The sequence below is a fragment of the Clostridiaceae bacterium genome (assembly GCA_012840395.1).
Lineage (GTDB): Bacteria > Bacillota > Clostridia > Acetivibrionales > DULL01 > DULL01.
The window spans coordinates 1-14,423 of sequence record DULL01000054.1 but is presented as its reverse complement, the minus strand read 5'-3'; the positions used below and the strand labels follow the sequence as shown (position 1 = coordinate 14,423).

Below are 14,423 nucleotides of genomic sequence, written 5' to 3'. Positions count from 1 at the left end.
TTATTGTAATATTAAACTGAGCCATGGTTCATCCTCCTCGGTTTGGTATTTGATGGTACTTATATTCTAACCGAGGTATGAGCTTTGGCTCAACTTCTTTTTACACCATTATATAGACTTAATCAATGGTCCTTTTTTCTTACGTAACTCCTACGGTATTGAAACCTGGTCTTTACAAGTGGGTCAATTTGAAAACACAATAAGCCATTGCACCATATAACCCTGCTTTATTGCCTAACTGAGCCTTATGGACTTTCGTATCCTTGAAACAATCAACAATTGAGTACGAGGATAAACAATAGGACAATTTATCTTGTATTCTATCAATAAGGTATTGTTCTTGCATAATCCCGCCTCCAAGAACAATATCCCTAAAATCAAAAATTCTAACCAGAGTATATATACCAATAACTATTTCATCAATCCATTCGTCAATTAAAAAGTAAATCTTCTTGTCTCCATTCTGAAGTCTTGAAAATATTTCTCTACCATTTAATCTTTCGCTGATTTTATCCTCTACGCTATCAATTAAAGCAGTTACAGAAGCATATCTCTCATAGCACCCTTTATTCCCGCAGCGGCAATCTCTACCTCCCGCATGAGTTACCATGTGGCCGACCTCTCCTGCAAAAAACCTGCTGCCTTCATAGATGTCACCATTTAGGAATATCCCGGCACCTACTCCAGTTCCAAAGGTAAGACATATAAAATCCTTGAGATTCCGGCCAGCTCCATACTTAGCTTCCCCAAGTGCAGCACAATTGGAATCATTATGCATACAGACAGGCAACCCATACTTTGCAGCTATTAAATCCCTTATAGGATAATTATCATATCCCGGCATTGTATTTGTTCTATTGCGTACCATTCCCTTCTGGGGGTCTACCAAACCGGTAGCGCTAATTCCTATACACTGCTTATCTTCGGCAGTATGTAGCATGTCAAGGATACTGTAAAGACTATTCATTAATGCCTGAATGTCCTGCTTTGGAGTTGGTATTTCTCCAAAGTCATACAGTTTTTCTCCGTCTCCCCATGCGTATTTTATACTGGTACCACCAATATCTATTAAAGATGCTTTCATATCAAAATTCCTCTTTTCAAGCACTATAACTGGTTTTTTCAGATATTATTCAGTTTTTTATTTATTATTTTTCCTTCTCTGTCTATTGTTTTATTGTTTGTGGTTTATTTCTTATATACTAGCTTGCCTCCTACCCAGCAATAACAGGGATTTAAGTTGTCATCTACTGCAACCAGGTCTGCAAGCTTACCTTTGGCAATAGATCCTGTGAAAGCATCTATTCCGGCTTCTTTGGCAGGTATAATGGAAGCTGCCTTCACTGCTTCTTCTATAGGTATCCCTATGGATACCAGATTCTTTACGCAATCTATAATTGTAGATGTACTTCCGGAAATTACTCCATTTTCGGTATAAGCCAAGCCATTCCTTATGATTTTTCTTTCATTATAAAAATCATATTCTCCGTCAGGCATTCCCGCTGCTTCCATACAATCGCTCACTAACAGCATCTTTCCCTGTTTCATGCGCCAGGTTAAATCAACCATTACAGGATGTACATGACGAAAATCCCCGATAATCTCACAAACTACAGTATCCTTTTCCAATAATGCAGCCACCGGACCAGGATTACGTCTGTCCAGCTGAGGCATTGCGTTATAAAGATGGGTAGCATGTGATACGCCTAAATCAATTGCCCGGCACATTTCATCATAGTTGGAAGCTGTGTGTCCTCCGGATACACATACATTATTTTCTACTGCCAGTTCAATAACTTTATCTGCTCCCGGTAGTTCAGGAGCAATTGTAATCATTTTTATCATCCCATCACCTGCATTCAGCCATTCACCGAACAATCTTTTATCAGGTTTAAGCAGATACTTTGAATCATGGGCGCCTTTATATACTTCGCTGAGGAAAGGCCCTTCCAGATGCACTCCTCCCAAGCGGGCTCCAGACAAATTGTCTGCCTGGGTTTTAGCTCTTTTAATAAATTCAAATATCATTTCTACCGGAACAGTAAATGATGTGGCTAAAAAACAAGTAACTCCCCTAGCAGCAAGATAGGAAGATATTGTTTCCAATGCTTCATCTCCACCTCTTGTCGCATCTGCTCCTCCGCATCCATGTATATGAACATCTATCAGCCCGGGAATCAGTTTTAATCCTGTAAGGTCAATAACTGGATAATACTCCTGGTTTTTCTCTTTCATACGATTATGTAAATCAATATTATGAAATTGTGTCCTGTCCACAATATCAGAAATAGTGTTTCCTTCAATTAAAATATCCTTTTTCTGAAAAGTGAAATCACTATCTAATACCAGTGCATTTTTTATCCACATTTTCATACCCCATAAATACAATATTTTTCAAATAAACATCATCTTTTAATAACATACCACATTTGCTCTGATCACAAAAATATTATCAATTTTGTTATGAATTTAATATTACAGTTTCTGTTAAAGTTCTTTAATAATATTATTTTATAGCTTTTATGAAACGCTTTGTTATTTCCTGCGGTCTTGTAATGGCAGAACCTATCACCGCTGCAAAAGCTCCTGCATCCAGTACTTCTTTTAACTGTTCCGGATCCCAGATATTTCCCTCTGCTATAACTGGTTTAGGCTGATTCTTTACCAACTGTTTAACAAGCTCTACATGCCTTTCATGAGTCTGCCCTCCTTTACTTATGCCCATAAGAGTAGTGGCCACAATATCAAATCCTAGTTCTGCGGCAAATATTCCTTCTTCCAGATTACTGCAATCAGCCATGAATAATTGATCAGGATATTTTTTTCTAATCTGGCCAAAAAAACCTGCCAGGGTTATATTTCCTGGACGTAGCCTGTTTGTAGCATCTACGGCAATTATTTCTACACCGCACCGTACCAGCTGATCAACATGTTCTTCTGAAGGTGTGATTATAACCTGGCTGTTTGGGTTTTTTTCTTTTATAATCCCAATCATGGGCAGCTTAACCACTTGTCTTATCGCAGTAATATCTGCCACACCATTTGCCCTAATGCCACAAGCTCCTCCCAGCTTGGCAGCTACTGCCATACGGGTCATTATATAGGAGCTGTGCAAGGGCTCATCTTCTAATGCCTGGCAGGAAACTATCAGCCCCCCTTTTATTTTTTTCATAATATAGTCTTTATTACTAATGCTATTCACCTTCTTGTATTCTCCTTCTTTCTCTATCAACTGCTTTCGCAAATTTTTATATCTTCCCCGAAAACTCTAAACTTTACTCTATATTTTATTTTGCTTGTTTTTTTACTACCAGATATTTTATCATTTGTTCTGCCAAGTGAAAGTGAAAATAAAAACACTCGCTTTTTTGAAATTTCAGCGAGTGTATTATGATTGTGCTGCATTTTTTAAGTGGTGGCAAATAGTTCTTCAAATTCAGCTCCTTCAATTTTTTCCTTCTCCAGCAATACCTCTGCTATCTTATGGAGCTTATTAATATTATCTCTCAGTATTTTTAATGTTTTTTCATATGCTGAATCTATTATTCTCTTAACTTCTTTATCAATTTCAGCTGCAATTTCTTCACTATAGTATTTGGTATGACCGAAATCTCTTCCAATGAATACTTCTGAGCCTTCATCACCAAAAATCATGTTACCTAATTTTTCGCTCATACCATATTTTGTTATCATATTTCTGGCTACAGTATTTGCTGTTTTCAGGTCGCTATAGGCACCTGTGCTTATTTCGCCAAGAACAATATCCTCAGCTGCCCTACCTCCAAGAGAAATAATTATGGTTTCTTCCAGCTGAGATTTTGTCTGGTAAGTCCTATCTTCGTCCGGCTTAAAGGCTGTAAATCCTCCGGCTCTTCCGGAAGGAATAATTGATATCCTGTCAACTTTATCAGTTGATGATGCAACCTTAACAGCAATCGCATGACCAGCCTCATGATATGCAGTAAGCCTTTTTTCCTTTTCTGACATAACCCTGCTTCTCTTTTCAGGACCTACTACAACTTTAAAAGTGGCTTCTTTTATTTCTTCCATTCCAATCTTTTTCTTATTCTTTCTGGCTGCCAGCAAAGCAGCTTCATTCAGAAGATTTTCCAGGTCAGCTCCGGTAAATCCGGGAGTACTTTTTGCTAATTCATCCAACCTTACATCATCATCTAAAGGTTTTCCTCTTGCATGAACCTTCAATATCTCTTCTCTACCCTTAATATCAGGTAATCCAACATATACTCTTCTGTCAAACCTTCCCGGTCTTAACAGTGCAGGATCGAGTATATCCGGCCTGTTAGTTGCAGCAAGGATTATTACGCCCTCGTTTACTCCAAAGCCATCCATCTCTACTAACAGCTGGTTCAACGTCTGTTCTCTTTCATCATGTCCACCACCAAGGCCTGCTCCTCTGTGTCTTCCAACAGCATCAATTTCATCTATAAAAACTATGCTTGGTGCGTTCTTCTTTGCCTGGTCAAAAAGATCTCTTACCCTGGAGGCACCTACTCCCACAAACATTTCTACGAAATCTGATCCACTTATGCTGAAAAATGGCACTCCGGCTTCACCTGAAACAGCTTTTGCCAGTAAAGTCTTTCCTGTTCCCGGAGGTCCGACCAGAAGGACTCCCTTCGGAATTCTTGCTCCCAATTCAACAAACTTCTTCGGTGATTTTAAAAACTCAACTATTTCTTTCAGTTCTTCCTTCTCTTCATCTGCTCCCGCAACGTCATCAAAAGTCACTTTCTTCTTTTCATCTGTACTCATTTTTGCCCTGCTCTTTCCAAAGGACATTACCCTGTTTCCTCCGCCTCCCTGGGACTGCTGCAGGAAAAACACCCAGAACAGAATAACAATCACTATAAGTCCTACAGTAGGAAGAATTGCAACCCACCATGGAGCTGATGGCGGAGGTTGTGTCTTAAAACTAAATTGGCCTTCTTTAATAGGCCCGGCTATTTCTTGCATGAATTGTTCAACACTTGGTATATAAACAATAAATTTATTTATCCTCATACTGGGGTATGGACTGCTAATAAGTTCAACCGTTGCCTCATTCCCCTCTAATACTATCGATTTGACATTATTATCATCTATTGCCCTAAGCAGGTCTGAATAGCTTAAGTCAATCGGGCTTTCAGTACTTTGTAATAAGGTCAGTATAAACAGGACTATTACAAATAATACTATATAAAAGCTCAAACCCTTGAAATGTTTCAATAAAACTCACTCTCCTCGCTTTTATATGTTTTGCAGATATCTTTATATTTACAAGAGACCATCCTTTATCACAAATATTATAATTATATTATCATTTATGAGTTCATAAAACAATAAACACCATGGTTTATCAATAATAATAAGTAATAATAAGTTTCTATTCTATTTTATTCCCTCAATTACACATATGTCCGGTAAATTACGGTATTTCCCTGCATAATCAAGTCCATAACCTACAATAAACTCATCCGGAACTTCTATTCCAGGGTATTCAATAGCAATATTTACTTTTCTTCTTGAAGGTTTATCAAAAGCTGTACATACTTTTACGCTTAACGGCTCTCTTGTCCTAAATAAATCTTTTAGATACCTAAGAGTTAAACCTGTATCTACCAGGTCCTCTACTATTAATACGTGTTTACCTTTAACATCAATATCTGTGTCTTTAATAATCCTCACAATACCTGAAGAGTGAGTGGACTCTCCATAGCTGGATACTGAAATAAAGTCCATATCCACTGGAATAGTTATCTCTCTCATTAAATCGGCCAGGAACATAAATCCTCCCTTGAGTACTCCTATCAAAACAAGTTCCTGCCCTTCATAATCCTTGGAAATTCTACTTCCCAATTCTTTAACCTTTTGCTTTATAGCTTCTCTATCTACTAAAATTTTCTTTTTTTCCCCCATATTAATCCTCCATTTTCAGTTTTCTTATGGTAACTTCTAGTTTCAATACATTTTTAGTATTTTCAGTAACTTTATATTTATCATTGATTCTGTAGCCAATTACCCACACTATATTATTATTCATCGCTATAAGCGGAATACTGTTTCTTATTTCTCTAGGAATTTTATTATCAATAAAATAATCTTTTAGCTTCTTTGTACCACTGGATTTATATGGATAAAAAACATCCCCATTTCTTCTATTTCTTATATTTATTCCCGTATATAGCTTATCATAATCAAAAAATTGTATTAAAGAATTATACCTCAATTTTTTATAATTCTCAACATCACTATTAACATTTTTATCCGGTAAATCGGTTTTAAATTTGTCAATAGTTATTGCGTTTACAATAATTTCCATATTGCCGGTACAAACTCTGGTAACTCCCGGTACTGTAACAGGAGATTCAAAGTCAGCTGCAACATCTTCTTTACCAGAATGGAATATTTTTAAAATATTATAAGATTTTAATACTTTTAAGCCCCCAGGGAGATGAATCTCGGCTCCTGTTCTGCCCTCAATGCAAAGCATATAAGCATCCTGGATATGCCTGTTGTGAATTCCATTAATATCCCCTCTGATATCAGCAATTGCTTTTCTTATAATCCTTTTAATTATTGCAGGATGATTACTGGTAATTTTACTAATTGAGAGAGACACTGAATTCTCTCCTATTTCCTCAATACTGCTTTTGTATTGGGCTTCAGTGTAGGAATCTATAAAATCATAGTCATCCCTTACTAAAAGAGACATTTTATAAATACTCTCTACTACTTTAGTATCAAATAGTCTATCTATAAAAGGTACTAACTCAAGCCGAACCTTATTTCTTGTGTATATGCTTTCATTGTTTGAAGCATCTATTCTTGGATTTAAATTATTATCTGCACAATATTTTTCAATTTCTTCCCTTCTAATATCAAGCAAAGGCCTGATAATTTTTCCCCGGCGGTGTTCCATACCTTTCAAACCGTCGGTTCCGGTTCCGCGAATAATATTCATTAATATTGTTTCAGCCTGATCATTTTTATTGTGGGCAACAGCAATTTTATCAGCATTTATTTCTTGTGAACATGATTCAAAGAAATCATACCTTGCTTTCCTTCCTGTCTCCTCCAAGGACAATCTTTGGCTGGCCGCCATTTCCATAATATTACATTTCTTTGTAAATAGAGGAATATTAAATTGTTTGCAAAGGATAGTTACATATTCCTGATCATTATCTGAAAATTCCCCACGGAGCATATGGTTCACATGAGCGGCATAAAGTTCAATTTCCAGCTCATCTTTTAGTTTATATAATATATGAAGGAGGCACACTGAATCAGGTCCTCCTGAAACTCCTACAAGAACAGTGTCTCCCTTTTCAATTAAATTGTATTTTTTTATTGTTTCAAGTACTTTCTTTACCATTAATCCCTCATTTATTCCTTCATCAAATTAGCAAACTTTGTATACTCCCCAAACCATCTTAATTCGATGGTTCCTGTAGAACCGTTCCTGTGTTTTGCGATTATTATCTCAGCAATATTTTGTTTTTCTGAATTAGGATTATAATAATCGTCTCTATACAAAAACATAACCAAGTCTGCATCCTGCTCTATTGCACCTGATTCCCTAAGATCACTTAGCATCGGTCTGTGATCGGCTCTGGTTTCAGGAGCACGGCTAAGCTGGGATAAAGCAATAACCGGAACATCAATCTCTTTCGCCAGTATTTTAAGAGATCTGGATATTTCAGATATTTCCTGCTGTCTGTTTTCACTTTTTCCTCTTCCCTGCATAAGTTGCAGATAATCTATGACCACAAGTCCTAAATTCTTTTCAAGTTTTAATCTTCTGCATTTTGCCCTGATTTCCATAACCGATGCTCCGGAGGTGTCATCAATATATATTGGAGCTTCGGAAATTGGCCCTAAAGCCCGGGCAATTTTCTTCCAATCTTCATCTTCCAGCTTTCCTGTCCTCATCTTCTGACTGTCAATCATAACTTCACTGCACAATATCCTGTTAACCAACTGGCTTCTTGACATCTCAAGGCTGAATATGGCAACAGGAATTCTCTTATAAATTGCAGCATATTGAGCGATATTAAGTGCAAATGAAGTTTTTCCCATGGAAGGGCGGGCTGCAACCAATATTAAGTCTGAATTCTGCAACCCTGAAGTTTTTTGGTCCAGGTCTGTAAAACCGGTTGGAATTCCAGTAATATGTTCCTTTTTATTATATAATTCCTCCAACCTGTTAAAAGTTTCTTCAAGGACATCCTTAATGTGAACAAATCCCTGGGAATTTCTCTTCTGAATTAAATCAAATATGCTTTTTTCAGCCTTGTCCAGAACAACAGCTACATCATCGGAGGATTCATATCCTAGGCTCATAATATAAGAGGAAGTTTTTATCAGTTTCCTGAGTATTGATTTTTCTTCTACAATACGGGCATAATGCTGGGCATTAGCCGTAGTGGGCACAGAAGCAGTTATATTTGTAAGATACTCCAGTCCCCCTACACTTTGCAAAGTACCTCTTAACTTAAGCTGATCCGATACTGTAATAATGTCTACAGGTTCAGCCTCTTCAAAAAGATCCATTATACTTTCAAATATTTCTTTATGATCTTCCCTATAAAAATCTTCTGCTTTTAATATTTCAGCAATAACCGGAATTACATCTTTGTCAAGAAGCATGCATCCTAAAACAGACTGCTCTGCTTCTATATTTTGTGGAGGTATTTTGCCTAATGCTCCTATATCCATATTCTCTGTCCCTCTTGTTCTAGCTTGCTTTCTTTATATTTATTCCTTAAGGATTTTTTCCATAAACTTATCTTTTTCTTAATCTTTTCTCATCTTGATAAATGCAATTGTTAATTGTTAAGTGTGCATATTTATGTTTGCTATGCATATTTAATATATTATTTATATATGCTTTGCAAAAAAGTTTAGCGTATATTTTATTGTACATGCTTAGGGTAATTGTTGTTTCTGATTATTCCTGTACTACTTTGACCTTGAATTTTTCAGTTACTCCAGGATATAGTTTTGCTTCTACTTCAGTGATTCCCAAAGTTTTAATTGCTTCCTCCAAAACCAATTTCTTTTTATCTATATCCAAATTAAAATCAGATAACAACTTGTCCGCAATATCTTTAGTAGTAATAGAGCCGAATAACCTTCCGTTATCTCCTGACTTGGCCTTAATAACTACAGTAATATCTCTTAGTTTGGCTGCAAGAGCTTTTGCCTTCTCAAGCTCCCTTGCTTTTTTATTTATTTCAGCTTCCTTTTTGGCTTTAGCAATATTTATATTTGTCGCATCCGCAACAACAGCCAAACCTTTCGGTAATAAGTAGTTTCTTGCATATCCATCACTAACATTTACCGTATCATCCTTTTTACCTAAACCATTAATATCCTGCTTTAAAATAACTTTCATATCAACACCCCCGATTCAGCCTTCCTTCTCCCTTTCCTTTATATATTCAATTATAACATATTTAAGCTTTTCTTTTGCCTGTTCAATCGAAATTCCCTGAAGCTTTGTTCCTGCAACAGTAAAGTGCCCTCCGCCTCCTAAATTCTCCATTATTACCTGGACATTTATATCTCCAAGAGATCTTCCACTTATAAAAACTTCATTATTAACCTGGCCTAAGACAAAGGCCGCAGAAATGCCTGCAAGGCTTAACAGTTCGTCTGCAGCTTTTGCTGTAATCAGCTGAACATTCTTTACTTCTGGGCGGCACTGAGATATAGCAATATTAGTATTTATTATTTCTGCATCTCTAACAACGTTTGATATATTCAGATATGTTTGCATATCATTTTGAAATAGCTGCCTGACAGCTACTGTATCAACTCCTTGCCTCCTCAGATAAGATGCAGCTTCAAAAGTTCTTACCCCTGTTTTATATGTAAAATTCTTAGTATCAACTATAATCCCCGAATAAAGAGCTTCAGCTTCCAGGGTATTTAATTTAAGTTTATCATCAACATATTGGAGAATTTCTGTTACAAGCTCACATGTGGAAGATGCATAGGTTTCATGATATACGAGAACTGTATTTTGTATAAAATCAGTTCCTTTTCTATGATGGTCGATAACAACTACCTGGTCGGTCCTGTCTAATATTTCGGGGAATTCGGTGAAACTTTTCCTGTAAGTATCAACAACAATCAAAAGTGTTTTATTGTTGAGTTTTTCCAGGGCTTCTGACCGGTTCGCAAACAAATTGCTATAGTTGCCGCTATTTTCTATCCTGGACACAATAGCATCTATAGTTGAGTTAGTATGGTGAAGTATTATATTAGCTTCTTTTCCCATATTTTTGGCTATTCTGTACACGCCCAGAGATGCTCCCAGAGAATCTATATCCCCATTTTGGTGTCCCATTATAAGTACATTTGAAGATTGATTAATTAGCTCCTTTAATGCATAGGCAATAACTCTGGCTTTTACCTTGGTCCTCTTTTCAGTTTCTCTTGTCTTTCCTCCATAAAATTTGAAATTTCCGTTGTTTTTTATTACAGCCTGATCTCCTCCTCTTCCTAAGGCAATATCTATAGAAGCTTCTGCATCACGCAGGCTGTCTGTCAGGCTATTATTATTAAATCCAATCCCAATGCTCAGAGTAACAGGTATTTTGTTTCCATGGCTGATTTCTTTTACATTATCTAAAATGTCAAATTTTTTATTCTCAAAAGCACTTAAATATTTTTGCATAAAAATAAATAAATATCTGTCCCGTTCAATTTTTTTGACTATTCCCTGACTGGCGCTTATCCACTGCATAACCTGCTTATCTATATCTGCAACAATATGTGGTCTTACGCTATCTTCAACATTTTGCATAAGCTCGTCATAGTTATCTATTATAATAATACCTGCTCCCACTTTTTCTTGCTCATACCTGGATTTTAACTGGACAAGCTCGGTGTTATCAATAAAATACAGAAGGAGGATATAGTTTTCCTTGCTATTGGCTTTATTTTTATTATAATTAACTATACTTCCCAGTACTCTATAATGAACATTATTGATTGTTATTTGCTTGTCTATATTCATATTCTCATCTATATTTAGAGTCTTATTCTTATCAATATTTAAGCTTTTATCTTTTTGCTCCCTGGTGCTTAATCCCTTGATAATTGAATATATGATATTTTCCAATAAATCCTTCTCAGTAAAAATATTCTTGAAAGAAGAGTTATGCCATATAATAGAACCATCAAGTTCAAGCACTGCCATAGGCATGGGGAATTTTCGCATTATGTCCTTAGTAGCTGTATCAATATTATAAGTTAAATTTTCAATATATCTGGTTAACTCCTTTTGCCTGTGCCTAATCCTTCTAAAATAGTTATAAAGAAGTATTATGAATATAAGAAAAATGGGAATTGCCGTTCTCCAATCCAGTACAGCAATAATACCATTCAGAATAAAAATAACCCATAAATAAAAGCCTGAATCTGATGTAAAAAATTTCCAAAATTTTTTGTTATACATTTTAAACCCTCAATTCTATGGTTTATTCGATCTTGAAGAGTCCAAATGTCTTGAAAGCTCTGATAAATCTCCATAGTATTTCTCTACATCATGCTCTTCAACCAAACCGAGTTTTATCTTGTTCCTTATTTTATTCTCGATGGCATTGTAGCTGATGCCCAGACGCCTTCCCAGCAAATAGGATATTAATATTATATTTGATAAAGTATCTGAAGCAGCTTCATGGATTTCATTTTTTATACCATTAGAAAGAGTTTTATACAATCTGGCTATATCAGTAAGAAGTTCACTTTTAAGCCATTCAATGGTTTTAATGTTTCTTGTTATATCAATTTCTCTATCAAAAAAACCCAATCTAACCATCCTCTTTATTTTCTTACTTTTACAACTTTATACTCGTTGCCTTCGATTTTATTTTTTATTTCCTACCTTTTCTTATCTTATCTTAAACTAATATGATTAATTCCGGCCACTATTACCAAGTATTTCCTAAATTCTTGTTTTCATGAGTTCCGGTAATATATCCTTCATATTTGGGGTATGACCCCAGAAATTTATAAAATGAAGTCTTTCTTTTAACCATCTTAAGAGCATCTTCAACATCTTGATCCTGCCTATGCCCTTCAATATCAACAAAAAACATATACCTTCCAAAATGCTTTTTATCAGGTCTGGATTCTATCTTTGTCATATTAATATCCCATAAATTGAAAATGTCTAAAACCCTATAAAGGCTGCCCGGCCTGTCTTCGGTGGAAAACACTATTGAAGTTTTATCACTGCCTGTTCTGGTGTTGTCACTCTTTGATACCACAACAAATCTTGTTAAATTATTATTTTCATCCTGTATTCCTTCAAACAAAACATCAAGATTATAAGCTTCAGCTGCTGCTGCAGAACCTATTGCAGCACTGGTTCCGTCTCCCTCTGAAACTTCCCGGGCTCCGTTTGCGGTACTATATACAAGTTCAATCTCAGCTTGAGGAAATTTTGAAGCTATAAATTTTCTGCATTGTCCTATTGCCTGGGGATGAGACAGTACGTGGCGTATATCACTTGCCTTCGCACCTTTTTTTACCATTAGATTTTGTTTTACTGCAAGAACAAGCTCATGTTTTATCATAAGATTTACTTCCAGGGCTAATATATCAAGAGTGACATTAACAGCCCCCTCCAGAGAATTTTCTATGGGTACAACAGCCTCATCCAATTCCCCTGCTTCCACAGCAAAAAGTATATCCGGGATGGAATTATATTCACAGAGGATACATTTCCTCCCTTCAGTATAAGCTATCACAGCTTCATGGGAAAACGTCCCTCTAGGTCCTAAAAAACCAATTTTTAGCATAATCTCTCCTATAAAAATAATTTCCATTAATGATATTTTTAATATTAAAAATAGTTTTTAAATATATTATACTTTAAAAATTATAATACTGAGTTCTGGATAATACTACAGATAAAATTTAGGTCAATATATACATAATACTATAGATATCTTTAATATAGCACTATTCCTCTCATTTTCCAATAAAAAAAGAACCTGATCAGAACTCAAGATTCTTTCTTTTTTCAGGTTCTTATCTTAAAGTAATAATATTACTCTGCAGTGAAAGGCAGTAGAGCAATGTGTCGAGCTCTTTTAATTGCAGTTGTAAGTTGTCTCTGGTGTTTTGCGCAATTTCCGGATGTCCTTCTTGGAAGAATTTTACCTCTTTCGGAAATGTACTTTCTCAACTTAGCAACATCTTTATAGTCAATTTCTGTAGCTTTTTCCATACAAAAAGCACATACTTTTTTCTTTGTTCTTCTTACTCTCATAGCGCTTTTGTTATCAGTTTTATCGTAAGAATCCTTATTAGATCCCTTAGTATCTTTTTTCCCTGACATCTATATAACCTCCCTTCATCAACATGACAAATTCTTCAAACTCACAGATAATAACTTTTTCCAGCTAAAATGGAAGTTCATCATCATCCAAAGTATAGAAACCATCTCCATGGTCGGACTCACTCGCATCCTGCAGCTTCAGAGATGAATAGTTATCTCTTTTGCTGTCAGCAAAATATGCTTCTTCGGCAATAACTTCAGTTACATAATGTTTCTTGCCTTCATTGTCTTCCCAACTTCTAGTCTGGATTCTTCCGACAATTGATACTTGTTGCCCTTTCTGGAAGTATTTCTGACAGAACTCTGCTAACTTGTTCCATACAACAACAGGAATAAAATCAGCCTGCCTTTCCTCTCCCTGTCTCACAAACCTTCTGTTTACAGCGAGGGTAAAGGTGCATACTGGTATATTATTCACTGATGTAAACCTAAGCTCAGGATCTTTTGTCAGTCTTCCCATTAAAATAACTTTATTCATAGTATCACCTAATCACTTTCATATTTCCTATTATGCCCGAAAAAATCCAGCCTTAATTAATCTTTTCTGACAATGATATACTTTAAGACACCTTCTGTAATCTTGAAATTTCTTTCAAGTTCTTTGGGAAACTGAGAATCTGAACTGAACTCTACCATTACATAGTAACCTTCGCTTCTGTCCTTAATGGGATAAGCTAATTTTCTCTTTCCCCATTCATCTATGTTTTCTAATTGTGCTGAAGTTTCCAAAAGGTTCTTAAATTTCTCCACCAAAGCTTTTATGCCTTCTTCTTCAAGCTCAGTGTTAACTATAAAAATAGCTTCATATTTGTTAGCCATTAAATTCACCTCCTCCCGGTCTGAACGGCCCTGTAACAAAGTACAGAGCAAGGATAAAAGATTCAATTCTCGAAAATTTATAATATCACAATAAAACTAATTGTTCAAGTGTTTTAAGAGGGACGATAGCGTTAATTTACTGTAGGGAAAAGAAGCAAAGAATCATCCTGATATCGCGTATTTCCGGAATGCCCTTGACAACAAGCATCTCCCATATGGTTTGTCAGCCTGGGCGGCACCCCACCACTGT

14 protein-coding genes are annotated in these 14,423 nt (G+C 35.9%); all 14 read right to left on the bottom strand.

Features of this window, described 5'->3' with window-relative positions:
- Positions 1-172: 172 nt before the first annotated feature.
- The 14 genes from GXX20_06725 to GXX20_06660 all read right to left on the bottom strand — a co-directional run bounded on the left by GXX20_06725 (position 173) and on the right by GXX20_06660 (position 14,173).
- Positions 173-1,084 carry an ROK family protein gene (locus GXX20_06725; GenBank protein HHW31353.1) on the bottom strand — a complete coding sequence of 304 codons (912 nt, stop codon included), beginning with the start codon at positions 1,082-1,084 and terminating at the stop codon, positions 173-175.
- A gap of 104 nt (positions 1,085-1,188) precedes the next feature.
- On the bottom strand, positions 1,189-2,367 hold the full coding sequence (gene nagA, locus GXX20_06720) for an N-acetylglucosamine-6-phosphate deacetylase (GenBank protein HHW31352.1): 1,179 nt from the start codon (positions 2,365-2,367) through the stop codon (positions 1,189-1,191).
- 139 nt (positions 2,368-2,506) lie between these two features.
- On the bottom strand, positions 2,507-3,172 hold the full coding sequence (locus tag GXX20_06715; protein ID HHW31351.1) for an N-acetylmannosamine-6-phosphate 2-epimerase: 666 nt from the start codon (positions 3,170-3,172) through the stop codon (positions 2,507-2,509).
- 236 nt (positions 3,173-3,408) lie between these two features.
- A complete protein-coding gene (locus GXX20_06710) occupies positions 3,409-5,226 on the bottom strand; it encodes an ATP-dependent metallopeptidase FtsH/Yme1/Tma family protein (protein ID HHW31350.1) in 1,818 nt (605 codons plus the stop codon).
- 162 nt (positions 5,227-5,388) lie between these two features.
- Entirely contained in the window at positions 5,389-5,916 is a 528-nt protein-coding gene (gene hpt / locus GXX20_06705; GenBank protein ID HHW31349.1) for a hypoxanthine phosphoribosyltransferase, read from the bottom strand.
- 1 nt (position 5,917) lies between these two features.
- Complete coding sequence (gene tilS, locus GXX20_06700) at positions 5,918-7,372, bottom strand: tRNA lysidine(34) synthetase TilS (GenBank protein HHW31348.1); 1,455 nt, start codon at positions 7,370-7,372, stop codon at positions 5,918-5,920.
- An 11-nt stretch (positions 7,373-7,383) separates the two neighbouring features.
- Positions 7,384-8,715 carry a replicative DNA helicase gene (dnaB, locus tag GXX20_06695; protein HHW31347.1) on the bottom strand — a complete coding sequence of 444 codons (1,332 nt, stop codon included), beginning with the start codon at positions 8,713-8,715 and terminating at the stop codon, positions 7,384-7,386.
- 232 nt (positions 8,716-8,947) lie between these two features.
- Entirely contained in the window at positions 8,948-9,394 is a 447-nt protein-coding gene (locus GXX20_06690) for a 50S ribosomal protein L9 (GenBank protein ID HHW31346.1), read from the bottom strand.
- Between the two features lie 15 nt (positions 9,395-9,409).
- The gene (locus GXX20_06685) at positions 9,410-11,464 is read right to left on the bottom strand and encodes a phosphoesterase (protein HHW31345.1); all 2,055 of its coding nucleotides are present in this window, start codon (positions 11,462-11,464) and stop codon (positions 9,410-9,412) included.
- A gap of 15 nt (positions 11,465-11,479) precedes the next feature.
- Positions 11,480-11,818, bottom strand: coding sequence for a hypothetical protein (locus GXX20_06680; protein HHW31344.1), 339 nt, complete (start codon positions 11,816-11,818; stop codon positions 11,480-11,482).
- A 121-nt stretch (positions 11,819-11,939) separates the two neighbouring features.
- Entirely contained in the window at positions 11,940-12,812 is an 873-nt protein-coding gene (gene pheA / locus GXX20_06675) for a prephenate dehydratase (protein ID HHW31343.1), read from the bottom strand.
- A 251-nt stretch (positions 12,813-13,063) separates the two neighbouring features.
- Entirely contained in the window at positions 13,064-13,354 is a 291-nt protein-coding gene (locus GXX20_06670) for a 30S ribosomal protein S18 (GenBank protein HHW31342.1), read from the bottom strand.
- 64 nt (positions 13,355-13,418) lie between these two features.
- Complete coding sequence (locus GXX20_06665) at positions 13,419-13,832, bottom strand: single-stranded DNA-binding protein (GenBank protein ID HHW31341.1); 414 nt, start codon at positions 13,830-13,832, stop codon at positions 13,419-13,421.
- A 56-nt stretch (positions 13,833-13,888) separates the two neighbouring features.
- Positions 13,889-14,173, bottom strand: coding sequence for a 30S ribosomal protein S6 (locus tag GXX20_06660; protein ID HHW31340.1), 285 nt, complete (start codon positions 14,171-14,173; stop codon positions 13,889-13,891).
- Positions 14,174-14,423: the final 250 nt, after the last annotated feature.